This is a genomic window from Chryseobacterium sp. AG363, from assembly GCF_003610675.1.
GTDB classification, from domain to species: Bacteria; Bacteroidota; Bacteroidia; order Flavobacteriales; family Weeksellaceae; genus Chryseobacterium; species Chryseobacterium cucumeris.
On the sequence record NZ_RAQF01000004.1, the window covers coordinates 332,557 to 358,568 of the forward strand.

At 36.4% G+C, this 26,012-nt stretch carries 14 protein-coding genes; 6 read left to right on the forward strand and 8 right to left on the reverse strand.

The window, feature by feature from the left end:
• Positions 1–2 precede the first annotated feature (2 nt).
• Positions 3–596: an ACP phosphodiesterase gene (locus DEU39_RS17845; protein WP_120232845.1), complete on the reverse strand. Its 594-nt coding sequence runs from the start codon at positions 594–596 to the stop codon at positions 3–5.
• Between the two features lie 122 nt (positions 597–718).
• Positions 719–2,068 carry a DNA repair protein RadA gene (radA, locus tag DEU39_RS17850; RefSeq protein WP_062675900.1) on the reverse strand — a complete coding sequence of 450 codons (1,350 nt, stop codon included), beginning with the start codon at positions 2,066–2,068 and terminating at the stop codon, positions 719–721.
• Positions 2,069–2,206: 138 nt separating this feature from the next.
• Here radA and DEU39_RS17855 point away from each other — a divergent pair, with 138 nt between their 5' ends.
• The 3 genes from DEU39_RS17855 (at position 2,207) to yidC (ending at position 6,587) form a co-directional block, all read left to right on the forward strand.
• Positions 2,207–2,776: a YceI family protein gene (locus DEU39_RS17855; protein ID WP_120232846.1), complete on the forward strand. Its 570-nt coding sequence runs from the start codon at positions 2,207–2,209 to the stop codon at positions 2,774–2,776.
• 225 nt (positions 2,777–3,001) lie between these two features.
• Positions 3,002–4,609 carry a CTP synthase gene (locus DEU39_RS17860; protein WP_110008139.1) on the forward strand — a complete coding sequence of 536 codons (1,608 nt, stop codon included), beginning with the start codon at positions 3,002–3,004 and terminating at the stop codon, positions 4,607–4,609.
• Between the two features lie 178 nt (positions 4,610–4,787).
• Entirely contained in the window at positions 4,788–6,587 is a 1,800-nt protein-coding gene (yidC, locus tag DEU39_RS17865; protein ID WP_062675903.1) for a membrane protein insertase YidC, read from the forward strand.
• 134 nt (positions 6,588–6,721) lie between these two features.
• Here yidC and DEU39_RS17870 read toward each other — a convergent pair whose 3' ends face one another.
• Positions 6,722–7,306 carry a ribonuclease HII gene (locus tag DEU39_RS17870; RefSeq protein WP_120232847.1) on the reverse strand — a complete coding sequence of 195 codons (585 nt, stop codon included), beginning with the start codon at positions 7,304–7,306 and terminating at the stop codon, positions 6,722–6,724.
• Between the two features lie 487 nt (positions 7,307–7,793).
• On the opposite strand from DEU39_RS17870, the gene DEU39_RS17875 reads away from it, so the two are divergent.
• The 3 genes from DEU39_RS17875 (at position 7,794) to argS (ending at position 14,068) form a co-directional block, all read left to right on the forward strand.
• Positions 7,794–10,745, forward strand: coding sequence for a SusC/RagA family TonB-linked outer membrane protein (locus DEU39_RS17875; protein ID WP_120232848.1), 2,952 nt, complete (start codon positions 7,794–7,796; stop codon positions 10,743–10,745).
• A gap of 8 nt (positions 10,746–10,753) precedes the next feature.
• The gene (locus tag DEU39_RS17880) at positions 10,754–12,181 is read left to right on the forward strand and encodes a SusD/RagB family nutrient-binding outer membrane lipoprotein (protein WP_120232849.1); all 1,428 of its coding nucleotides are present in this window, start codon (positions 10,754–10,756) and stop codon (positions 12,179–12,181) included.
• A gap of 129 nt (positions 12,182–12,310) precedes the next feature.
• Positions 12,311–14,068 (forward strand): arginine--tRNA ligase, encoded by a 1,758-nt coding sequence (gene argS, locus DEU39_RS17885; RefSeq protein WP_062672545.1) that lies wholly within the window; start codon positions 12,311–12,313, stop codon positions 14,066–14,068.
• A gap of 96 nt (positions 14,069–14,164) precedes the next feature.
• Here argS and DEU39_RS17890 read toward each other — a convergent pair whose 3' ends face one another.
• From DEU39_RS17890 to ccoN, 5 genes are all read right to left on the reverse strand, one after another.
• Positions 14,165–15,106 carry a YihY/virulence factor BrkB family protein gene (locus DEU39_RS17890; protein ID WP_120232850.1) on the reverse strand — a complete coding sequence of 314 codons (942 nt, stop codon included), beginning with the start codon at positions 15,104–15,106 and terminating at the stop codon, positions 14,165–14,167.
• Between the two features lies 1 nt (position 15,107).
• On the reverse strand, positions 15,108–17,435 hold the full coding sequence (locus DEU39_RS17895) for a BamA/TamA family outer membrane protein (RefSeq protein ID WP_120232851.1): 2,328 nt from the start codon (positions 17,433–17,435) through the stop codon (positions 15,108–15,110).
• Positions 17,435–22,468: a translocation/assembly module TamB gene (locus tag DEU39_RS17900; protein WP_120232852.1), complete on the reverse strand. Its 5,034-nt coding sequence runs from the start codon at positions 22,466–22,468 to the stop codon at positions 17,435–17,437. Before DEU39_RS17900 ends, DEU39_RS17895 begins: the two co-directional genes overlap by 1 nt.
• A gap of 291 nt (positions 22,469–22,759) precedes the next feature.
• Positions 22,760–23,647, reverse strand: coding sequence for a cbb3-type cytochrome c oxidase N-terminal domain-containing protein (locus DEU39_RS17905; protein WP_120232853.1), 888 nt, complete (start codon positions 23,645–23,647; stop codon positions 22,760–22,762).
• A gap of 19 nt (positions 23,648–23,666) precedes the next feature.
• Positions 23,667–25,946: a cytochrome-c oxidase, cbb3-type subunit I gene (gene ccoN / locus DEU39_RS17910; protein WP_120232932.1), complete on the reverse strand. Its 2,280-nt coding sequence runs from the start codon at positions 25,944–25,946 to the stop codon at positions 23,667–23,669.
• Positions 25,947–26,012 lie beyond the last annotated feature (66 nt).

Below are 26,012 nucleotides of genomic sequence, written 5' to 3' on the forward strand. Positions count from 1 at the left end.
TATTAATTTTCCAGCTGAAGCAACATATTAATTCCTTTTGCGTGGGCCAGCAGATCAGGAAAAAAATCATCGTAACACTGCTGAAGATGATCTTTGTTCTTTAAAAAAGCTTCAAAAACGGGAATATCCTTATCGAGGTACTTTGCTTTATTCAAAACATTCTGAATGCTGAATTTAATTCCCCAGTCTTCACGGTAATTATAAAGCCAGTCATCATGCTCCATTTTTACAAGCATCTTTTTGAAATTTTCAGGAAGCCATTGTTCATAGGCATTTAAAACACGATAAACTTTAAGGGAATGCGCTTTCCATTCCGGAAGAGAATTCAGAGAAAGATCCTTGGCTACAAAATGATCCATCGAGACATCTACAAACGCACCTGCATACAGCCTTACCAAAGGAGCGAATACCTTTTTGGCTTCATGAATGGCAGGATGAGAATCAGTGTAAGTATCAATAGCTCTGTGCAGGGTAATTCCGTCCTGAATTTCCTTCGGGAAAGAAAAACGATCTCTGTTGCGGATGAAATCTTCGAGAAATTGCCCCACGATCTGCCCGTCAGTAAAAGAAAGAAAAGAATGAGCCAGATAATTCATAATTTAAAGGTATGAATTAAATGTGGATAGTGAAAGGTGAAAAGTGAATTCGCTTCGCTTGTGAATTTTTTATCGTGATATTAATTGACTATTGACTTGCGAAGCAAAATTGACCATTCACTCTAGAACAGTCTCTCATGAAAATCTTCAATTTTACTCACTTCTTCAATCTTGATTCCAAATTTTCTTTTCGGGATTTTATTAAGATTGGATACAAATATTTTCTCATACCCCAATTTTTCAGCCTCAGTAATTCTCTGCTCAATCTGTGCTACCGGACGGATTTCGCCACTTAATCCGATTTCTCCGGCAAAACAGTAATGTTCAGAAATAGCAATATCTTCATTGGAAGAAAGAACAGAAGCAATGACCGCCAGATCCAGTGCCGGATCATCTGTTTTTATTCCTCCGGTAATATTCAGGAAGACGTCTTTTGCTCCCAATTGAAAACCAGCTCTTTTTTCCAGTACGGCCAAAAGCATATTCAGCCTTTTGGAATCAAAACCGGTGCTGCTTCTTTGAGGAGTACCATAAACGGCAGTACTTACCAATGCCTGTATTTCAAGAAGCATAGGTCTGTTTCCTTCCAGAGTTACCGCAACGGAGTTCCCTGAAAGTTCCTCAAACTTCTTGGTAATCAGTATTTCCGAAGGGTTTTTAATTTCTTTTAATCCCTGAGAAATCATTTCATAAATTCCAATTTCGGAGGTAGAACCAAAACGGTTTTTATTAGCTCTCAATAATCTGAACAGATGATTTCGGTCTCCATCAAAATTCAGAACAACATCTACCATGTGCTCCAGTACTTTTGGTCCGGCAATTTGGCCGTCTTTGGTAATATGTCCTACAAGAAAGACAGGCGTATTGTTTTCTTTGGCATATTTGATGATCTCATTGGAGCATTCCCGGATTTGGGATACGGTTCCCGGGGAACTTTCTATCAATTGAGACTGCAGCGTTTGAATGGAATCAATGATCATGAAATCCGGCTCCAGTTTTTTTGCCTCATGAAGAATTTTTTCCAATGATGTTTCTGTGAAAAGGAAACAGTTCGGATTTTGAATATCCGTAAGTCTGTCTGCTCTCATTTTGATCTGAGAAGCACTTTCTTCACCAGAAACATAGAAAACTTTTTTCTTCATTTTCAAAGCAAGCTGAAGCAGAAGGGTAGATTTTCCGATGCCCGGTTCGCCACCAATCAAAGTTACAGACCCCAAAACGATGCCGCCTCCTAAAACACGGTTCAGTTCTTCAGAAGGGGTTTTTATCCTAGGTTCTTCGCTGGTTTCTACTTCAACAATATTGATAACATGTTGTTTCGTTTTTGAAAAGGGAGGAGTTTTATGAGAAGGTTTCTCTACAACCTCTTCTACTAAAGTGTTCCATTCTCCACAGTTTTTACATTGTCCCAGCCATTGAGGATACTGGGTTCCGCAGTTTTGACAGAAATATGCTGTTTTCAGTTTTGCCATACTGCGAAGTTATAAAAAAGCATTTTTTTTTCAGAATGTAAATGGGTTTAATATAAAAAAACTAATACGTCTGCGATAGAAATATCTTTCATATCTTAGCCTGATTCAATTAAAATATTAATGTAAAATATCATTACAATGAAAAAAGTATTTTTATCTTTCGTGTTTGTGCTGTTAAGTGTTGTAGCTTTTGCACAGGGAACCTGGCAGGTAGACCAGATGCATTCATCGGTTAACTTTAGTATCAAGCATATGGGGATTAGTTTTGTACAGGGAAGGTTTGATAAATTTGACGGAAAAGCAGCCACTGGTGGTGCTAATCTGGATAATGCTGATTTAAACTTTTCTATCAGTGTTCCTAGTATTAATACCGGAGTGGATATGAGGGACAGACATCTTATCAGCGAAGAGTTTTTCGATGTTGCCAAATACCCTACGATTGAATTTAAGAGCTCTTCCGTTACAAAAGATAAAAACAATAACTATATCGTTAAAGGGAAACTAACCATGAAGGGAGTAGAGAAAGAAATCACTGCTCCGGTTACATTGGGTGGGATTACAAAAAATAAAGATGGAAAAGAGGTCATGGGAATTCAGACAAAATTTACAGTAAACCGTCTGGATTATGGAATCAAATATGACCCATCAGGAGCAGGTATCGCGAAAGATGTTGAGGTAACTGCTTATTTTGAGCTTGTAAAGCAATAATATTTCAACGTATAAAATATAAAAGGTTTTCCATGTGAGTGGAAAACCTTTTTTGCTGATAGATGAAAATCCTTTTGGTTATAGCTTTGTTTCATTTGTTTATATCAATCTTAATAAAAATTTTTATCTGGTTTTATAGTTGTTTGAGGGATGTTTTATCATTTTCAAAATGTAAAAGATTGCTTTGTATTTCTTTTTCCCCTAACTTTGCACAAACCTAATCTAATGAGTAAAAAGAATACAAAGTACATCTTTGTGACAGGAGGTGTAACTTCATCTTTGGGAAAGGGAATCGTTTCTGCTTCTCTGGGACTTCTACTAAAATCACGCGGCTTTAATGTAACGATCCAAAAATTAGATCCTTATATCAATATCGACCCAGGAACTTTGAATCCTTATGAGCACGGAGAGTGTTATGTGACTGAAGATGGTGCAGAGACGGATCTGGATTTAGGCCACTATGAGCGTTACCTTGATGCTCCTACATCCCAAAACAATAACGTTACTACAGGAAAAATTTACCAGACTGTAATTGAAAAAGAAAGAAAAGGAGACTTCCTTGGAAAAACAGTTCAGGTAATTCCTCATATTACTAACGAAATCAAACGTAGAATTAAAATCCTTTCAAAACAGAACTACGATATCATTATTACTGAGATCGGAGGAACTGTAGGGGATATCGAATCTTTGCCATACATTGAAACTGTTCGTCAGTTGAAGTGGGAATTGGGAGAGAGCAATTCTATGGTGATTCACCTTACTTTACTGCCTTACCTGGCTTCAAGTGGAGAATTGAAAACAAAACCATCCCAGCATTCCGTTCGTCAGTTGATGGAAAGCGGAATTATGGCTGATGTTTTGGTTTGTAGAACAGAACATAAAATTCCTAAAGATCAGAGAGCAAAATTAGCTCAGTTCTGTAACGTTCCTTTAGATAACGTTATCGAATGTAAAGATCTTGAAACGATTTATGAAGTTCCAATGTATCTTCAGAAGCAGAATTTCGATGATGTAGTTCTGAAAGAGCTGGATCTGAAAAGTGATAAAGATGCTGATCTTAAAGACTGGAAGAGTTTCCTTAAAAAATTCCAGAATCCTAAGAAAACTGTTGAAATTGCATTGGTTGGAAAATATGTTTCCCTTCAGGATTCTTATATCTCTATTGCTGAAGCATTCAAACATGCAGGTGCTGACCTTGAAACTGAAGTAAAAGTAAGATGGGTATACAGTGGAGATATTACGGAAGAAAATATCAAAGATACACTGAAAGGTGTGAATGGTATTCTTGTAGCTCCAGGTTTTGGAGACAGAGGAATTGAAGGAAAAGTTCTTACTGCAAAATATGCAAGAGAAAATAAAATTCCAATGTTGGGAATCTGTTTAGGAATGCAGATTATGACGATTGAATTTGCAAGAAATGTTTTAGGACATACCAAAGCAAACTCTATGGAATTTGATACCGCTACTCCTGATCCTGTAATTTCTTTGATGGAAGAACAGAAAAATGTAGTAGATAAAGGAGGAACAATGCGTCTTGGAGCATGGAAGTGCTCATTGAAAAACGGTTCTAAATTATACGATATCTACGGAAACAAAAATATCTCTGAAAGACACCGTCACCGTTATGAATTCAATAGTGATTATCTTCAGGAATTTGAAAAGAATGGTTTCCTTGCTACAGGTACCAACCCTGAAACAGGTTTGGTAGAAGCGCTGGAACTACCTGATCATCCATTCTATGTGGGAGTTCAGTATCACCCGGAATATAAGAGTACGGTAGCAACACCGCATCCGCTATTCAGAGCTTTCATCAAAGCTTGCGAAAAGAAATAAGGTAAAATTTTATCATAAACGTCTACCCATAAACTCAGGCTGATTATTCTCAGCTTGAGTTTATTATATAGTAACAACGTAAAGCATAGAGTTTTGATAAAAAAACAGTATTTTTGTCAGCTCAAATTATGTACACCCGTACGTACATTTTAAATTTAAAATTTTAATATAAAATAAAATGCAACAAAACAACGGAATCGATAAGAAGCAAATGATTAGTTTCGCGGTTTTATGCCTTGTTCTCTTCGGTTTTATGTTCTATTTCCAGAACAAACAAACAAAAGAAGCGGAGTTGAAAGCTCAGGAGCAGAAAACGGAACAGGCAAAAAATGCCGTAAAGCAAACTCAGGCAAGCAATATCAATCCAAATGTAACTCCTAATGCAATCCAGACAGCAAGTCTTGGAAATAACGAATTAAAACTTGAATTTTCAAGCTTAGGAGGACAGGTTTCCAAAGTAGAACTTTTAAATTATAAAGCCTACAACCACAAAACAGACAATGCAGATCAGCCGCTTTATCTGATCACTAAGAATAACTCAAACTACGGTTTTCAGTTTAAAGATAAAACAGGAAAAATCGTTAATACTAAAGATTTAGTTTTCTCACCAGCTGTTAATGGAAATGCGGTAACCTTAACTGCAGATTACAATGGTGCTGTCATTCAATTCATTTACACGCTATTACCCAAATATACTCTGGATTTTAAAGTAAGAACTCAGGGGCTTTCTAAAATTACTTCTGATAATAAAGCAGATTTTATCTGGGATTATAATGTAAGAAATCTGGAAAAAGGTAGAGCTCAGGAGCAGTCTCACTCAGAATTTTCTTATGCTTTCAATAATTATAAAGATTATGATTATGATGGGAGAACCACAATGGAAGAAGAAAAAGAAACCCTTAACTGGATTGGTGTAAAGCAGCAGTTTTTCTCTTCAGTAATCGAAGCTAAAAACGGATTTACCCAAAGTAAAGGAAACCAGGAAAATGTTGAAGAAGGAGAGTATTTGAAGAAATTCAACTATGAAGGTTTCGTTCAGATGACTGGAAGTGAGCTGAACCAGGATTTCACATGGTATTTTATGCCATTGGATTTGCCATTGCTTAAATCTTACGATAAGAATTTTGATGAAATTCTTCCTTTAGGCTGGTCGTTTATCGGAGCAATGAACCGTTATTTCTTCATGTGGTTATATAGCATTATTGCTGCATGGGGATTATCAGCAGGTTGGGTAATTTTTGTAATGACGATCATTGTGAAACTGATCCTTTCACCAATTATGTATAAGCAGCACAAGCTTAGTGCAATGATGAAGGTGATCCGTCCGGAAATTGACGAAGTGAATGCCAAATTTAAGGATGCAGATCCAATGAAGAAACAGCAGGCCACAATGGAAGTGTACAGAAAAGCCGGAGTGAATCAGATGGCTGGATGTTTACCGGCATTAGTTCAGATTCCTATCTTCTATGCTTTGTTCCGTTTCTTCCCGAACTTTATTGATCTTAGAGGCCAAGGGTTCTGGTTTGCCAAAGATTTGACAGCGTATGATGATTTGATCAAGCTTCCGTTTAAAGTTCCTTTCCTTGGAGACCACTTAAGTATTTTCGCTTTAGCCTGTACAGTTGTTATTTTAATCTATACTGTTATGACTTCAGGAAATATGCAGCAGCCTCAGCAGGAAGGAATGCCAAACATGAAGGTATTAATGTATATCTTCCCGATTACATTCCTGTTCTTCCTTAATACTTCGGCTTCAGGACTTTCATGGTATTATTTTGTATCGAATGCGATTAACATTCTAATCATCCTTGTTATTAAATATTTGATCCTGGATGAAAAGAAAATCCATGCCCAGATTCAGTCTAATAAGGAAAAACCGAAAGCAGAAGGCAAATTCCAGAAGAGAATGAGAGAAATGATGGAGAAGGCTCAGGAGCAGCAAAAAGCTCAGGAACAACAAAGAAATAAGAAGAAATAATTCTTAAACTATAAGCTAAAAAAGAGAAGCAATTTTAATAATTGCTTCTCTTTTTTTTATTTGAAATTTATTTAGAATAGTTTTAAATTCTCAATCAGTGGATGAAAATTTAATAATTGAAAAATCATTTACTTTTAATCATATTTCAGTCTGAAAGACTGTCTGTGATATCGGGTCGGTCCATGTTTAATAAGCGCTTCCTGATGTTTTTTTGTGGCATAGCCAAAATTGGTGTCCCAACCATATTCAGGATGTTCTTGATGAAGTTGAATCATCAACTTGTCTCTATAATTTTTGGCAAGAATAGAGGCTGCAGCAATAGATAAAACCTTGGAGTCTCCTTTGATAATGCATTGATGCGGGATGTAGTTATAAGGATGAAATTTATTTCCATCCACCAAAATAAGCTCAGGAGTTATTGTCAGTTGATCCAAAGCACGGTGCATTGCATGAATACTTGCATTAAGAATATTATGTTCGTCAATAAAGGAAGGTGGTAATTCTGCAATAGCATAGTTTTTCACATTATCTTTGATGTAACTATCCAGTTCCATACGCGTTTTGAACGTTAATTTTTTGGAATCATTCACCAGGTTTTGTTTGAAATCATCATCTAAAATTACCGCTGCAGCTACCACCGGACCACTTAAACATCCTCTTCCTACTTCATCACATCCGGCCTCAATATAAAGATTTGACCAGTTTTTTATTAGCTCCATGAATTGTATCTATACTGCAAAAATATAAATTTTAGAGGAAAGTATTTTATGCGATTTATAATTATCATTATTTCAGTTATTATTTATTTCTATTCGGATTCTGGTAATTAAATATGTTATTTTCTCAATTTCTGGATGATTTATTCTGGTTTTGTGGCAGGAAATATTCTATGTATTGCATTGTATTTTGACTTTTTTTTTTTTTTTTAACTTTTTTATGCTATGTAACTTATTGATAATTATTTGATTGATGTTTTTTATGTGAATTTTTTTATAGATAATATAAATATTTATTATTGTTAATATTTCTTAAAAAAATATAATATCTCAATGTTTTATTTTTGTTAAAAATGTTTTTTTTAACAAAAAATAGTATTTTTTTGTCTGTTTTTTTTGTTTAATATTGAAATATTGACAATTTTTTTGTTTTTTTCTTTGTGTTATTAAGAAAGTTTTACAAATTTGTAGCGTACAAAATTAATTTGATATGAAGAAAATAACAATGAGTCTTCTTGTTGTTGTATTATCTTCTTCCGTTGCGATTGTAAATGCACAGCAGAAGAAAAATGATACAGCTACTCAGACAAAGGAGATTGAAGGTGTGGTGGTAACTGCACTTGGGATTAAAAGAGAAAAAAAATCTTTGGGGTATTCCACACAACAAATTAAGGCAGATGCTATTACTGAAGGAGTAAATACTGGTAATATTGCGAACCAGTTGGTTGGTAAAGCTGCAGGTCTTAATATTTCAACAACAACAAACTTTGGAGGGTCCGCTAACATCGTTATCAGAGGGAATAAGTCAATTGTCTCTAATAACCAGGCGCTGATTGTTGTTGACGGAGTACCGTTGGATAATAGGAATAATTATAGTGACAGATATGATTATGGGAATAACCTATCGGATATAAATCAGGCTGATATCGAAAGTATAAATGTTCTGAAAGGTGCAGCGGCGTCTGCCCTTTATGGTGAAAGAGCTGGAAATGGGGTATTATTGATTACTACCAAAAAAGGTCGTTCAAAACAAGGTAGAGTAGGTGTTACTTTATCTTCTGAAATACAGGTAGGTACTATTGATAAAACTACATTTGCAAAATATCAGGATAAATATGGAGCTGGTTATGGGCAATATTTTGATGAAGATGATGCCGGAAACTTATATGCACCTTTTTATGATGATGCGTCAATAGGGATGCCGTTTGATCCGAAATTAATGGTTTACCAGTGGGATTCATACGATCCTAATTCACCTAACTTTGGAAAAGCATATTCATGGACGGCAGCAAAGCATACCCCTGCATCTTTTTTTGAAACAGCAACAAACTATGTGAATACTGTAAGTTTGGAATCCGGTAGTAACGATTCTAATATTTTAGTTAACTACACCAATTTCCTTTCAAATGGTGTATTACCTAATTCAGAACAAAAGAAGAATACAATTTCTGCAAAATTTAATCATAAATTTAATGATAAGTTTGATGTTACTGCCTATACATCCTTAACGATTCAAAATACAAAAGGTAGAAACTCTACTGGATATGGAGATAATATCATTACTGGATTTAGACAATGGTGGCAGAATAACGTGGATGTTTATTCACTAAGGGACGCTTATCGTAATTCTGGAAGAAATATAACATGGAACAGAACCAGTGCAAATGATGGTAATCCGAAATATTGGAACAACCCATATTTTGACCGTTATGAAAACTACCAAACAGATGATAGAACCCGATTCTTTGGATATGTATTGTTAAACTATAAAGTAAATCCAAACCTTACTATTACCGGTAGAGCTTCTTCTGATTCTTATGATCAAAAGAATCAAACAAGAAAGCAGTTAGGAAGTATGCCAGAATCATTTGGACTTTCAGGAAAATCCGTTTCATCCGGTTATGAGCTTGAAAATCTTAGATCTTCTGAATTAAATTTTGATTTATATGGAGCTTATAACAAAAAATTTGAAAATGAGTTAAGTTTAAATGGATTGTTAGGTGCGAGCTATAGAAGAAATAGTATGGAAGGAGTGCGTAACTCAACTGAAGGAGGGCTAATATTACCCAATGTATGGGCTTTAAATAATACGGCAGAAGCTCCATTGCCTACTCAGGAAGATTTAGCAAAAAGTGTTACAATGGGAGCTTATATCCAGGCTGCCTTAGGATATAAAGACACCTATTTTATTGAAGGGTCATATAGAGTTGACAAATCTTCAAATCTTGGACAAAATAACAATGTATATGGTTATCCTTCTGTTTCTGCATCAATTATTTTATCTAATCTAATTAATCAGGACTGGCTTTCTTTCTTAAAATTAAGAGGAAACTTTGCCAAAGTAGGAAAATCTACAGATAATTACAGATTACAGGACCAATACAGAATCCTAGGTATTTTTGGAAAAATTCCTATGGTTAGTAACAGTACTGTTAAGAATAACCGTGATCTTAAACCTGAATCTTCTAACGAATTTGAAGTAGGTGTAGAAGCAAATTTCTTTAAAAATAGAATTGGCTTTGACGTTGCTTATTATGATACTCGTACTACAGATCAGATTGTAAGAGCTGATGTTTCTACATCTACCGGTTATGCATCAAAATGGATTAATGCTGGAGAAATCCAGAATAAAGGTATTGAAGTTGCCCTTAACGCGACTCCATTCAAATCTGACAATTTTAGCTGGGATATTAATATTAACTGGTCTAAAAACAAGAGTAGTGTATTAAAGCTAACTGAAGGATTAGATAACTTATTATTACAGCAGGTACAAGGAGAGGTTACTTATAATGCATATGTAGGACAGCCTTTTGGAATTATTAAAGGGACTGATTATGTATATGTTAATGGGCAACCTGTTGTAGAAGATGGTGTATATGCAAGAAAAGAAGATCAGGTTATTGGTAATATCAATCCTGATTGGATCGGAGGTATAAGAAATACATTTACATACAAAGGAGTTAGCTTAAGTTTCTTAATAGATGGACAAAAAGGAGGAGATATTTTCTCTACCGACCTTTATTATGGAATGGGTACAGGAATTTATCCTGAAACAGCTTTCCCTGACAGAAATAATATAGTATTAGCGGGAGTGAATCCTAATGGAACACCTAATACAACTCCAATTCCAATAGCAGATACAGGCGAGCTTATGGGAGGAATTTCTGTAATGCCGGCAAAAGCATTTGTTTATGATGCATCATTTATTAAGTTAAGAGAAGCTTCTTTAACATTTAATCTTCCTAAAAAATGGTATGATAGAACATTCATTAATGATATGAAATTCTCTATCATAGGAAGAAACTTATGGATTATCCATAAAAATTTACCATATGCTGATCCAGAGTCTGGATTGAGAGCAGGTTTACTGTCGAGAGGTTACTCGGTGGGAGCAATGCCAACTGTAAGAACGTTTGGATTTAATTTTACGGCTAAATTTTAATAGAAATTATGAAAAAGATATTTTTAATACTTGGAAGTGCTTTATTGATGTTAACTTCTTGCGACGGCGATCTAGAGTCTTTGAATGTTAACCCAAAAGCTCCAATAGACAATCCACCTAGTGGATACTTATTTTCTTCCGGAGTTGTTACTGGGATGAATCAAATGAATACCTTAAATGTTAATAGAAGTGTTTTCAGACATTTGACTCAGCAATTAGCTGATGTAACTTATAGAGAAGGTACAAGAATGAACTTTAGAAGGAGAGATGTTGCAGATGCTCATTGGAATCAGTTATATTATGCATTAAATTCTTTAAATACCTCTAAAATTATAATAGCTAATGAGCCAGTAGATGCTAATGTGAAAAAAAACAGGTTAGCTATGGTAGATGCTATGCAGGTGTATTTCTATCAGATATTAGTTGATAGCTATGGAAACATCCCCTATTCTCAATCATTAAAAGTAGATGAATATCTATCACCAAAATATGATGATGCTAAAACAATTTACTTGGATCTCTTAGCAAGAATTAATGCGGATATTAGTGCTCTTAATACTTCATCCGCAGGATTTGGCTCTGATGATATTATATATGGTGGCGATATTGTTAAATGGAAAAAGTTGATGAATTCTATAAAGCTAAAATTAGGAATGAATTTAGCCGACGTAGATGCTGCACTTTCTAAGAGTACAGTTGAATCTGCTTATAACTCTGGAGTTTTTGCTTCTAATGATGACAGTGCTATAATCAAATACCAGCCTACAGGAGTATTTACATCTCCTCTATATGAAGACCTAGTGCTTTCAGGGCGAGTAGATTTTTGTGCTACAAATACAATTATTACTTATCTGAAAAATAATAATGACCCGCGCATAGGTAAATATTTCACTACTGCAGCTAGTGGTGATAATGCAGGACAATATGTTGGAGGGGTATTTGGATTAAATCCAACTGCAGCCCAAACTTTATCACTGATAAACCCGTCAATATCTGTAGCAGATGGCTTAGGATATTTAACTGATTATGTTGAAATCAAATTTTTATTAGCTGAAGCGGCTGCTAGAGGATATGCGGTGGGAACAGCAGCTATGCATTTTGATCAAGGTATTGCTGCATCAATGGATCATTGGAAAGTAAATACTGTGGATAAAACAGCTTATTTAGCTACACATAATTATTCTGTCCAATCGGCTAGCGGTCAGCCATGGAAAAAAATTATTGGAAATGAAGCTTGGATAGCAATGTATAACAGAGGATTTGAAGCTTGGACTTTTAACAGAAGACTTGATAATATGGCCTATTCACCTCTTCCTCCAGTTAGAGTTCTATACCCTATTAAAGAATATTCTATTAATAGTACAAATGTTGCGGAAGCGGCAACTGCAATAGGGGGTGATAAACAAACTGTAAAACTTTTCTGGGATAAGAATTAAAACGTATTAACAACATTCATATTATACCGCCTTCGGGCGGTTTTTTAATTTCCGTATATTTGTACTTCAAAATTTTGAAATGAAATACGGGCTATCGCATGTGGCCTTTGAAAAAATAAGTATGAACACATGAATATTAAAGATATTATAGAACAAAAACTTTCGGAGGTTATTTTAAATGTATATCAGTTAAAAGACATCAAGCTGGAAGTTCAGGAAAATAAAACGGAATTTGAGGGTGATTTTACCATTGTTACCTTTCCGTTGGTAAAACAATTGAAGAAAAACCCTGAAAGCATTGGGGTTGAATTGGGTGAAGCTTTGACAGAAACGGATCTTTTTGAAAGCTTTAACGTAGTAAAAGGCTTCCTTAATGTGAAGGTGAAAAATCAATTGTTTGTGGATAACTTCAGATCTGTAAGCAAGAATTTCTCCACTATAGAAAAGAAAAATGCTACGGTAATGGTAGAATATTCTTCACCGAATACCAACAAACCATTGCACTTGGGACATATAAGAAATAATTTATTAGGATTCTCAGTTGCTCAAATTTTAAAAGAAGCTGGATATGATGTAATCAAAACTCAGATCATCAATGATAGAGGTATTCATATCTGTAAGTCTATGCTGGCTTGGGAGAAATTCGGGAAAGGAGAAACTCCTGAAACTACCAATACAAAAGGAGACAAATTTGTTGGAAACTACTATGTAGAATTTGACAAAAACTATAAAAAAGAAATTGCAGAGCTTGTAGAACAAGGGGTAGGAGAAGAGCAGGCTAAAAAGGACGCTCCGGTAATGAAGGAAGCTCAGAAGATGCTGTTGGATTGGGAAAATGGAGATGAAACAGTAAGAGCACTTTGGGCAGAAATGAACTCATGGGTTTACAAAGGATTCAATGAAACGTATAAGAGATTAGGTGTTGACTTTGACCAGGTTCAGTATGAAAGCAATACTTATATTTTAGGAAAAGATCTTATTCAGGCTGGGTTGGATAAAGGCGTTCTGTATCAGAAAGAAGACGGTTCTGTTTGGTGTGACCTTACAGATGAAGGGCTTGATCAGAAGCTGTTACTTCGTTCAGACGGTACTTCAGTCTATATGACTCAGGATCTTGGAACGGCAGTTGAGCGTTTTAAGCAAAATGATATTCAGAAACTGATCTATACTGTAGGAAACGAACAGGATTATCATTTTCAGGTTTTATTTAAAATCCTGAAAAAATTAGGATATGAATGGGCAGATCAGTTGTTCCACCTTTCTTACGGAATGGTTGAATTGCCTGAAGGTAAAATGAAATCCCGTGAAGGAACTGTAGTAGATGCAGACGACCTGATGCAGGAAATGTATGAAACAGCAAAATCTAAAGCTCAGGAATTAGGAAAACTAGAAAACCTTTCAGAAGAAGATAAAGAAGTATCTTATGAAACGGTAGGACTGGGAGCATTAAAATATTTCATGCTTAAAGTAGATCCTAAGAAAAAAATGCTTTTCAACCCTGCAGAAAGTATTGATTTCAATGGAAATACAGGTCCGTTTATTCAGTATACCTATGCACGTATTCAGTCATTATTGTCAAAAGCAGGTGCTTTACAGTCCGAAACTGCTGATATTGAATTGAATCAATCTGAAAAAGAATTGATTATGCAGTTGACCAACTTTAAAACTGTAGTGGCTAAATCAGCGGAAACATTAAGTCCTGCTTTAGTTGCCAACTATGTTTATGACCTTGTGAAAGCATACAACTCTTTCTATCAGAATAATCCAATCCTGAATCAGGAAGATGAAAATGTAAAACAATTCCGTTTGAATATTTCAGATATCACAGCAAAGACGATCAAAAAATCGTTAGAATTGCTGGGAATCGGAACCGTAAACAGAATGTAAAAATAGAAAGCCTCCTGAATTTTTCCAGGAGGTTTTTTTATATCAATAATCACGTATCAGGAATATCTCAAAAATCTCGAAGCCCGCAACCCGAATCTACTTTTTATCATTACTTTCACCGTGCATCTGTTTCAAACTATCCGCATACAACTTAGCAGGAGTCCAACGTGCATGTTTGGAAAGAACTACTTTATATCCCTTTTTGTAAGTATATACTTTAGTAAATTCTGCGCCGAAGAATATTAGCATACAGGAATAATTGATCCACATCATAATCAGAATAACTGTTCCGGCAGCACCAAAGGCTGAAGTAGGTTTTACCTGATTGAAATAAAGACTTAATAAAAATTTTCCAAGGGTAAATAAAACAGTAGTTAGAAAAGCTCCTTTCCATACCGGTTTCCAGCTGACCAAAACATCAGGCAGAACTTTAAACATTAAAGCAAATAAGAGCATGACAAGTCCAAAGCCTACAGCGAAATTCACGGTTTCTACCAACATATAGGTTTCAAAGCCAAAATATTGGGTGATAATCGTATTAAACAGACTGATCAGAGAAGATAAAATCATGGTAATCATCAGAAGAAATCCCAGGATAAGAATCATCCCTAAAGAATTGGCTCTGTCCAGTAAAAATTTGAGTAATGCTTTTTTGGGTGCAGCTTCTACTTCCCAAAGTGTATTTAATGAATGCTGAAGCTGAAAGAAGAGCGTAGTAGAACCGAAAACCAATGATCCGACTCCAACCGCCTTCATAAAAATATTCTTTTTATCAATAAGAGCACCAGCGAGCATACCTTCAATGCTTTTCGCTACATCCGGTCCCATAATACCACTGATCTGGCTACTGATTTGCCCACGAATGGCTTCTTCCCCAAAGAAATTTCCAAGAACCCAGATAATAATGATCAATAATCCCGGGATAGAAAAGATGGCATAATACGCAAGACTTGCTGAATCTTTTGATGCAGTAGAATTGTTCCATTCAGTGAATGTGTCTTTCAGAACTTCCCAGAAAAATTTAGCAGTATTGATCATATTAAAATGGATATCCGATGGCAATATTTAAAACAAGATTATCTTTTCTCCAGCTTGAGTCTCCGAAATTGATTTTATCGAAGGCCCATCTGTCTCCTTTCTGATAGTAAGGAACTCTCAGTGGCATTGCAAGATCCAGTCTTAGAATCAGGATTGAAAAATCCAGTCTCAGACCTACTCCGGCACCCACCGCAATTTCATTTAAAAAGTCTTTTGAAAATTTAGCGCCCGGTCTGTCTTTGTCATCGTGAAGCAGCCAGATATTTCCGGCGTCTACAAAAACGGCAGCATTTAAAAATTTATAAAGATTGGCTCTGTACTCAGCATTTAATTCCAATTTGATATCTCCAGACTGGTCAAAATAAGTACCAGGCTCCAGAGTTCTCGGATCAAAACTTCCCGGGCCTAATGTTCTTGCGCGGAATGCTCTGATACTGTTGCTTCCTCCTGAGAAAAATTGTTTAGAGAAAGGAACAAATTCTGAATTTCCGTATGGATAGGCGATTCCTCCGATAAATCTTGTAGCCAATGAAGATTTTTCAGTGAACTTATGATAGAATCTGAAATCATTTTCCATCTTTACATACTGGCTGAAAGGAATACCAAATATTTTCTTTTCCTTATCTTTTTTTACATCTGCTCCTGTTACCAAACCTGTAATATTTCCTGCAAGATCAAGCGTCCCTTTATAATAAATGGTATTGGTCTTTGGCAGCATGGTATTGGTATAGGTATAAGAATACGTTGGTCCAAAAATTAGCTGTTTATCAACAATTCGCTGCATAGCTGGATTTTTGGAAGATTTAACTTTATATTCATCGGTAACATTTGCCGGAGATACCAATGTAATATCAATCACTTTCAGATCATGTTCTTTTCTCGCATTTTCTTTCCATAGATATCCGAATGATCCGGTGAAGTTATTTAAGGTATAATATTTTGTTCTGTTCTGGAATTCATAGCCCAAAGTAATATTCGTTCTCGGAACAAACTCACTTGAAGAATGAAAACGGAAAGGTGCCACAATTCTTGGAATGGAAAGTTGTGCATTCGCTCCAGCACGGAAAATATTATTGGCATCCTGAGCACCTCCCATCTGGAAATCAAAAGCTCCGAAGATCGCTGCTTTGAATTGTTCTGCGCCTCTGAAGAAGTTTCGGTGGGTCCAGTTCAGATTCAGCTCACTACCTGCATAGTTGGCAGAATTGGTTCTTCCCAATGCTTCCAGACGAAGCGACTGGATTTGTCTTGGCGTTAATAAATAATACGCATCAAACTTATGACTTAACGAATCTGATACAATGAATTCATTTTTTACAAACTTGAAAACACCAAGGCTGATCAGTCGGTTTAGCGTAAGATTGTGATTGGAACGGTTGTACAGATCACCTTTTTTGAAATATAATGCTCTGTCAAAAATTTTCGGTTTGAATTTATGCTGAGGATCAATAACGTAAATATCATCAAAAGCATATTTGGAAAGAGAATCTTTATCCATTGGGATACTGTATTTTCCCTCTTTTACATCCTGGATATTATAATTAGGAAATACAATAACGTTATTAATGCTGAATTGCTGCGTTGCTAAATCCGGAGTATTGTCTTTCAGTTTTACGTTAAGCTCTACCTTATGATCTTTGCTTACTGTACTGTCTGCCTGCACGATAATATTATCAGGATGGAAGTAATAAAAACCTCTTTCCTTTAAACCATTATCAATTCTTTCTCTTTCTGCTTTGATGACATCAAGATCAAATGGTCTTCCGTTTTTAAGTAACGTTCTTTTTGTTAGACCCTGAATTTCCTGGTTCACCAATGTAGAATCTTTCTGGAACTTTACCCCGTCAATCAGATATCTGGAACCTGGTCTTAAGGTATAAATAACCTGAGCTTTTTTATTTTTTGAAACCGTATCATAAGAAGCTTTAGCATTGAAATACCCTTTGTTTTCAGAATAATTGACAATGATATCTTTATTGAACTCACGGTCTACATCACCTAACAATACAGGCTTTTCACCTATTTTATATTTAAGCCAGTAATTAAAACCTTTATCCTTTTTCGGCTCTTTAGCGATATTATAAAAATACAGCTTGGGACGCATCCCCAAAAATGTAGAATTGGGTTTTGGCGTAAGGCTCTCTTCCAGCGCCGTCTGAAGATCTTTTTTTTCTTTTTTGGAAATCGTGTCGTTTTCAATCTTTACTTTGGCGCCTGTGTACAGCATCTGGCCTTCTTTCAAAAACCTGGTGTTGCTGCACGAGACTATCGTGGATGCCATTCCGGAAACCAACAGATACTTACAATATATATGGAACTTCTTACTCATTATTTAAATTCTACCACTTGGTTATTTTGATTTTTTTTCGGCTTTTTCTCTTTTGATTTCTGGAAAATCTCCCGGAACTTGTCATAATCCAATGTAATAATGAATCCTACTCCGGTCTCTATGATCTGTCCTTGAAGAGCTACCTGATATTCATCTTTACGGTAAGCACGAAGCATATACCTTCCGTCTTTGGAAAGGCTGTAATCTACAGAAACATTCCCTGCAATATTCGTCATGTTTTCATTCTGACGAGCCTGGCCTTCCAGTCCGAAATTACTTCCTACCGTCACTTTCAGGCGATCGTTCAATAATTTTTTGCTGATATCTACATTCAGATCGGTTCTGGTATTTTTCTCTCCAGTGGAATAATCTTCCGTAGAATCAAGACCGAAGTTAAGATCTACTCCTTTAATCAGTCCGGAAGCAAGGTTATTCAGCTGTTGAGAAAGAATTTTACTTACACTCTGTCTTGCCATAGTCTCCGCAGACATTCCGGCACCGCTTTCAAATGGATTTTCCCCGATAAAACGGTTCAGAAGCAATAAGGCAAATACCTGTTTGTTCATTTCAGACTCCTGGGTTCTGAGCTGGGCAAGTTTCTGATCGACAACATCTTTTACATTCGTGGATACGGAATTATTCTTTTCTTCCGTAGTAATGTCAAACGTAAGCTGAGGTTTCAGAAGCTCTCCTTTCATTTTCAATAAAGCATTGAATGGTATTCTCTGTTTAAATTGATTCATGAGAGAAGTTCCGCCATTTTCTGTGCCCACCTGTTGTTCTACAAGATCAATAGGTGCTGCTTCCGTTTTATAAACTGCTGTAATATCCATTTGGGCCATCGTTGGCTCACCAGTCCAGGTGATCGTACTGCCTTTCTGAATATCGAATTTACGTTTAAGCAAACTTACAGAAAGATCGTAGCTTCCTTTTTCAACTTCATAAACGCCTACTAATGTCATTTTTCCTGAAGGATCAATTCCACCGGTCAATTCTGCTTCTCCCTGAAGTTTGACAAAATCACCGTTTACTTTATCAATAATAATAGAAAGTTTGGCTTCTCTGCTGACTTCAATGTTGACATTCACATCCATTCCTTTGATGCGGCTTTTGGAGTCAAGAGAATCTGCTTTAATTGTTTTATTTAAAACTACCTGATCCTGATCCACAAATTCTACAATTCCATCTCTTTCCTGTAAAGATGGGGAAGATTGAGGAAGTACGAACGTGAAGTCTGTGTTGTCTGCCACATTCAGTTTTCCGTCTACTTTAGGGAGATCCAGATTTCCACGGATATGAAGGCCGGCATCAATAGCCAGAATACCATACATCATCGCGTCATTGGTCTTTTCTGAATTGACAACTTTAAAGTCTTTGGCATTTACATCCAGATTAAAAGCGAAATCTCTGTACGTTTGGGTAAGAACCTGCCCGTCCACAACAAGAGCATTTCCGTCTTTATCTTTGACCTTGAATTGATCAAACTCAATTCCACGGCTGGTAAAATCTATTTCATCACTCAGATGTCTGAAATCACTTCCTGTTTTGGCAATTTCCAACCCTGCATCATTGAATTTTACTTTTCCTAAAATATTTGGTTTATCTGTAGTTCCGGTGATCTTTAAGTTTCCTGAAAGATAACCTTCCGTATTGGTAATGGCATTCATAGAAAACCCTTGGATACTCTTCATCTGAAGCTGGTTGATCGCCATATTCAGGTCGAAAGTACTGGACGAAGTATTGTAATCTCCAAGGATTTTTACGTCATTGTTATTTCCGGAAAGAGCAATATCTGCATTTAAAATCTTCGGTGAGGCATTATTCACTTTTACCGCAAGATTTCCGACAGGACTTCCATACACAATTAAGTCCGAAATATTCAGGTCGGAAGTGAATGTCATATTTCTAGTAACATCACGAAGCTGCGCTGTTCCGTTAATGGTTCCTCTTGCCAGAACCGTATCTTTTTTAATCAGTTCCGTAATGGTTTCGATTTTAAAATCTTTCAACGAAATATTCAAAGGACTGCTTGGATTACTGCTTTCAGACTGAACCGCAATTTGGCTGTTTCCATTGGAGAGAATGAAGTTATCTGCCAGAATACCTTTGTTGCTGACCTGGATTTTATTATTCTCTGCAACATTCCAATCTGTATAATTCAGTTTCAATCCGTTCGGGTTCAGAGATATTTCAGTAATATCATTCAACGATTTTGCACTTCCTGCAATCAGGAACTGGGTAGCATCTTTTTCGTCTTTTGTGGTGACGTTGTATCGGATGGTATTGTCTGCAACATCTCCGTCAATATTGATTTTGTTTAAAGAAAAACTTGAGCTTTTCAAGGCAGCAACATTCAGGCTGTATTGTAATGCCTGATTTTCATTCGTTACTTTTAAAGCCCCTTTTTCAATGGTATTTTCACCATATAATAATCGTGGAATTTGTCCGTCAATTTCAATTTTCTGAGAATCTGCATCATAATTCCCGACAATATTGATGGTTTCAAAATCTTTCAGATCCGGCACAAACTTTCTGATCAGATCATCATTTTTAATTTTTGCTGTAAAAGTAAAATGTTGCCCAGGATCAATCTTCTGTTTTTTATCCGGTTTCTGGAACTGGTAATACTGATTCACGGTTTTCGTTAAAGCACCAAAAATCTGAGTCAATTTATATTTACCTTTCAACTCCACATCTGCAATCTGAGAATTGAAAATAATCTGAGTAGAATCTGTAGTAGAGGAAGCTTTCAGATTGACTTCCTGTACGGGATAAACCTCTTTGTTATCTGAGAAAGCAAAATCTTGAAGGTTTAAATATCCATTCAGATTATTGGGATCTAAGCTGGTGAAATCTCCATCAATTTTTCCGGCAATAATCATCGGTTTTTCGTAGAAGCCAAGTTTGTTGACATCCAGTTTGATAACTTCTCCATTCACTTTTACCGTAGGATTTTTTTCATCATAAACGCCCGAAGCGGTCAATTGTAAACTGGCATTCGGGTCTTTTGAATCCACAATCACATGATAAGCTCCTTTTTTGATCTTTCCGGTAAGGTTCATATTTTGATAACGATATCCTTTGTAAACTGCGGAAGCAACATGACCTTTTAAGTCTGCATTGGCATTTTTAAAATCAAAGCTTTCTCCTTTCGCAGCAATTTGGGCTGTGAGAGGACCAATATCTTTATTCTGAATAATTTTTCCAACCTGTATACCCTGAAGATTGGCTTTTACATCATACAATTCATGATTTTTTCTTCGCATGTCTACCTGTGCGATGATCGCAGCGTTCCCCAAAGTAGAGTAGAGGTTGAGATCTGTATTCACTACTTTCGTTGTTCCTTTCGCATTTCCTTTAATGCTGAAATGGGAAGGAAGGGAAATATTGGAAGGAATTGTATTTTTAGGGATAAGATTAAATATCGTTTTGGCATTGGAAGAAAATTCCCCGATTCTCAAATCATAATACAACTGATCAGGATTCATCGCATTCTTGATTTTTCCGGAAGCCATTACTCTCAGCTGATCAAGCCCGGAAACCTTAAGATCCTGAATTAGAAGATCATTAACACTTCCTTTTACATTTGCATTGACATTGAGAATAGCGTTCGGATATTTGTTGAACGGAACCGTATTTTTTAAAGTCGGAGCCAGATTCAGAATGTCAGAAAACCCTATTTTTGAATCTTTAATATTGGCTGAAATCTTGACTGCACCTAAGTTTTTGCTAAGTTGATCAATGGAGTTATAGTTTAAAATAACCTCATCACGCAATAGCGTTTTAGGAGTTTGAAGATAAAGATCTTTGAGATAGGCTTCTTTTTCTGCGTACACAAAATCCGTATTGAATTTCTGGATATCCAGTCCTCTGCCTTCTTTAATTTCTGCAGAATTCACGGTTCCTGCAAAGGTGTTGTTCTCCATTTTGAAGCTTCTTACCTCAATATTCATTTTTGAAAAATTGAGGTGATTGAAGTCCATTCCCTGTTTAGTTGGAGCAATGGCAGTATTGTTATAATTGACTTTTACATCGTTCAAAACAAGTTTTCCTAAGAGAAGTTTCATGGCTTTATCCTTATCAGAGGTTTTGGAAACTTCAGGTTCTTTTGTTGTTTTAGGATTGGCATTCTGAGCCGGAAGATAAAGGTTGGCATTAATATCTGCGCCGGAAAGGAATACATTGGCTACATTGTAAGCATTGTTTTCAAGATCCAGTTTATTGACCTTTGTACTCAGTTCTTTGAAGATAACTTTTGCAAATGTTTTGGTATTTTCATCACCGTAATCAATGTCGAAATGAGTAAGTTTTATTCCTCTTAAGCCAATATTCATAGGCTTCTTTTCATTGAGAGAATCTACTTTTTTCTCTACCTTTTCTGCAACTTCTTCTACCAGTCCCTGCTTTAACTTTAATTTTAATCCGTCAAGGTTGATATCATTAACGGCATATTTGTTTTTGCTGAGATCAAAAGTTTTGACTCTGGTATCAAACGATTTAAAATAAAGTTGAATATCATTCTTAGATTGCTGGTCGTTAAATGTTACCCCAACATCTTTTAAATTGATTTTATCAAGAGAAATGATAAATGGCTTAGAAGGACTTTCTTCCTTATCGCTGGACGCAAAAGCATCAATGATATAATCAAAATTGAATTTCCCATCCGGTTTCCGTACTACATTAGCACGTGCACCTTCCATATTGACTGAAGTAATATCTGCTGTAGAATTAAGAAGCTTCATCATGTGCAGTCCTACATCCAGCTTTTTGACGGCCAGAAGAGTGTCTACATCCTGTCCTTTGAGGTAGAGGTTTTCCATGACAAGGCTGTTGGGAAATCCTATGTAAACCCTTTCAAGGCTTACAGGAGTTTTGATTTTTTTCTCCAGATAAACAATGAGCTTGTCTTTGATGAAATTTTGGACGGCAGGAAGCCTTAAGCTTAGGATCAACAGGGTAAGAAGAACCAATATTGAAATAAAGGTTATTGCAATACGCCTTAAAAGTTTGGTGGTGTTGATTTTCAGTTTCAAATGCGATGAGGTTTCTAACAAAGATAATAATACTATTTTATTTGGTCTTTGTTGTGGTACCCTTTTGCGAATGCAAAAATCCTGCCTTGGCTGTCTTTTTATGGAATTTCTAGTTTGTAGTTGTCAAGTGAATAGTTGAGTAAGACAGCCAAAGTTAGGATTGTTATTTGTAAAAAACGCCCCCTTTTATCATTTTTTTAATGTTGAAAAGGTTAGTTAGCAAAAATGAAATTCAAATGTTAGTAGTGTTGAAGGGGGCGTGGCATGGTTTATATGATAGATAATAATAATTTAGTTGTTTCCGTTTTCCCATTTCACTTCTTCCCCCTGAGGAGCGGCACCGCCTTGTGCTGTAGTGATAGGAGCAGTTTCCTGGTTGATGTGATAAATATAAGCGGCAATCTTTTCAGCATCTCTTCCGGTAATGGTTCCTTCCTTGATGAAAGGTCTCATGGTAGGGTTATTTGGTGAGCCGTTTTCAAGCATCCAGAATACATTTTTAAATAAGCTTTTTTCTTTAATATTAATCCAGTGGGTATCGGTAAGGTTAGGACCTATACCACCTTTTCCTCCGTCACCGTGGCAGGTAACGCAATTTGTTTTAAACAATTCTTGTCCTTCTGCAATATTATCAGCACTGTATTTCGCAGATTCCAGATTGATTTGAGGTGCAGTTTTCTCATACTCAGCAATGGAAGCTAACATCGTTTTTGTCTCTTTGGTGTATTCTGCTTCCGGATGAGCATAATCTGTGAAAGAAAAAGCAAACAGGTACACGGCACAGAAAATACATCCGAACCAGAACAGACCGATCCACCATTTCGGAAGGGAGTTGTCAAGTTCTGTAATGCCATCAAAACCATGGTCGATAAGAATATCTTTTTCTTCCGTAGCGGTTTGTTTTTTGAAGGCTGAATTCCATAATTTCTGGTAATAAGGAACTTTCTTTTCTTCCAGATATTGTTTCTTTTCTTCCTCGGATAATCTGTTGAAACTTTCATTTTCTACCAGGTCTCTAATAGAGTTCATAATCAGCAATAGGATAGTGGCAATTAATATCAGCGCCCAGAAAAAAGGAGAAGAAAAATATCCTGAATCTCCGGCGAACATTTCAAAGGCCATGATCGTTAAACCTATCGTAGTTGCGATATATATTGAAATGGGGGTTCTCGTTTTCATTGCAGTTTAATTTTAAATGTTACTCTACGCTTGCGGTTTGTACCTGTGTTGTTTTAATGTCTGTACCTAATCTTTGCAGGTAAGCAATCATTGCCACAATTTCTCTTTGTTCAAGTGGTACATAGGCAGAACCTTTTGCTGTTTTTTCTTTTACCATCTGATCTTTTACGTCTGTTGCTTCAGCGTAAATTCTCTGTACAATTGCTTTTGACTGGTTATCTGCCCATTGGTTAGCAGAATCAATCTGAGCTTTTGTATAAGGGACACCGAAGGCATTTTTCATCAGTTTCATTTTGTCCACCATTTGGGTTTTGTCCAGCTTATTGGTGATTAACCATGGGAAACGAGGCATAATAGAACCTGCAGAAGTAATTCTTGGGTTATACATATGTTTGAAGTGCCATGAATCCGGGTTTCTTCCTCCTTCTCTGTGAAGATCCGGTCCTGTTCTTTTAGATCCCCATAAGAATGGTCTGTCGTATACGAATTCTCCCGCTTTGGAATACTGTCCGTTTTTTCCTTCAAATCTTACAACCTCATCACGGAACGGTCTGATCATTTGTGAGTGGCATGAGTTACATCCCTCGCGGATATATAAATCTCTTCCTTCCAGTTCTAATGGTGTATAAGGTTTTACTGCGGTAATTGTCGGAACACTCTGCTTCAGTGACAGGGTAGGAACAATTTCCACCAATCCACCAATTGCTATAGTGATGAAAGCTAATACAGAAAGGAGAGTAGGCGTTCTTTCCAACCAAAGGTGTACGCCTTCGCCTTCTTTTCTTGTGCTTCCAATGTTGGCTAATGCCGGTGCTTCTGCAGGAACGTTTTTCTGGAATGAACCAGCTTTAATTGTTTTGATAACATTAACTACCATTAAAATTGCCCCAGATAAATAAAGAACACCTCCAAGGAATCTCATTTTAAAGTATGGAATAATTGCAGTTACTGTATCCAGCCAGTTTTTCCATAATAAAGTTCCGTCCGGATTGAATTGCTTCCACATTAATCCCTGTGTAAATCCTGAAATATACATAGGTACTGCATAGAAGATGATCCCTAAAGTTCCTAACCAGAAGTGCCAGTTGGCTAATTTTTTAGACCAAAGGGATGTTCTCCACATGATCGGAACCAGATAATATACCACTCCGAATGCCATGAAACCATTCCATCCAAGAGCTCCTAAGTGTACGTGGCCGATAACCCAGTCGGTATAGTGACCTATTTTATTTAATGATTTTGTTGCTAATAAAGGTCCTTCGAAAGTAGCCATACCATAACATGTAACTGCTACTACAAAGAATTTAAGAATCGGATTTTCTCTTACTTTATCCCAGGCTCCTCTTAATGTTAGAAGACCATTCAGCATTCCTCCCCATGATGGAGCTATCAGCATGATAGAGAATCCTGTTCCTACCGCCTGAGCCCATGCCGGTAAAGCTGTATATTGCAGGTGGTGAGGCCCGGCCCAAAGATATACGAAGATCAGCGACCAGAAGTGAATAATGGATAATTTGTATGAGAAGACCGGTCGTTGAGCTGCTTTTGGCATAAAGTAATACATCAGACCTAATACAGGGGTGGTTAATACGAATGCTACCGCATTGTGCCCATACCACCATTGTACTAATGCATCTTTTACACCTGCATATACAGAATAAGATTTCCAGCTTGTGAAAGATAACGGAACTTCAAGATTATTGAAGATGTGAAGCATTGCCACAGCAATCCAGGTTGCCAGATAGAACCAGATCGCCACATATAAATGTCTTACTCTTCTCTTAGCAATAGTTCCGAACATATTGATTCCGAAAATGATCCATGAGAATGCAATTAAGATATCGATTGGCCATTCATGTTCGGCATATTCTTTAGAAGTATTGATTCCCATAAGGAAAGTAATAACAACGCTCACAATCATCAACTGCCATGACCAGAAGTGAATCCATGAAAGGGTATCACTGTACATTCTGGTTTTAAGAAGTCTCTGCATACTGTAGTAAGCACCGCAGAAAAAAGAGTTACATACGAAAGCAAAAATTACCGCACTGGTATGAAGCATTCTGATTCTTCCGAAGCCCATGGCTCCCTGAGTATTGATCAGCCCCTGAATATTACCCGAAGCTAAGCTTTTAATAGTTGTATCATCCGTACCGAATAAAAATTCAGGTAATTCAGGATAAAAAAGCATCAATGCAGCTGTAAGCCCCAGCAGAAATCCTACAAGTCCGAATGCGATAGTCGCATAGAGGAATGCTCTGACAATATTATTGTCATAATTAAATTTTTGCGTCTCCATAAATTCCAATAGTGTTTACCGAAGTGATATTTTCTCTGAAAAAAGGCGTATTTTTAAGTCTTTTTT

Bases quoted from the DNA above. Each gene is read 5' to 3' on its own strand.
- yidC (WP_062675903.1), top strand. From the start codon at position 4,788: ATGCAACAAAACAACGGAATCGATAAGAAGCAAATGATTAGTTTCGCG.
- DEU39_RS17860 (WP_110008139.1), top strand. From the start codon at position 3,002: ATGAGTAAAAAGAATACAAAGTACATCTTTGTGACAGGAGGTGTAACT.
- DEU39_RS17895 (WP_120232851.1), bottom strand. From the start codon at position 17,435: ATGAGTAAGAAGTTCCATATATATTGTAAGTATCTGTTGGTTTCCGGA.
- DEU39_RS17845 (WP_120232845.1), bottom strand. From the start codon at position 596: ATGAATTATCTGGCTCATTCTTTTCTTTCTTTTACTGACGGGCAGATC.
- radA (WP_062675900.1), bottom strand. From the start codon at position 2,068: ATGGCAAAACTGAAAACAGCATATTTCTGTCAAAACTGCGGAACCCAG.
- argS (WP_062672545.1), top strand. From the start codon at position 12,311: ATGAATATTAAAGATATTATAGAACAAAAACTTTCGGAGGTTATTTTA.
- DEU39_RS17875 (WP_120232848.1), top strand. From the start codon at position 7,794: ATGAAGAAAATAACAATGAGTCTTCTTGTTGTTGTATTATCTTCTTCC.
- DEU39_RS17855 (WP_120232846.1), top strand. From the start codon at position 2,207: ATGAAAAAAGTATTTTTATCTTTCGTGTTTGTGCTGTTAAGTGTTGTA.
- DEU39_RS17890 (WP_120232850.1), bottom strand. From the start codon at position 15,106: ATGATCAATACTGCTAAATTTTTCTGGGAAGTTCTGAAAGACACATTC.
- ccoN (WP_120232932.1), bottom strand. From the start codon at position 25,946: ATGGAGACGCAAAAATTTAATTATGACAATAATATTGTCAGAGCATTC.
- DEU39_RS17905 (WP_120232853.1), bottom strand. From the start codon at position 23,647: ATGAAAACGAGAACCCCCATTTCAATATATATCGCAACTACGATAGGT.
- DEU39_RS17880 (WP_120232849.1), top strand. From the start codon at position 10,754: ATGAAAAAGATATTTTTAATACTTGGAAGTGCTTTATTGATGTTAACT.
- DEU39_RS17870 (WP_120232847.1), bottom strand. From the start codon at position 7,306: ATGGAGCTAATAAAAAACTGGTCAAATCTTTATATTGAGGCCGGATGT.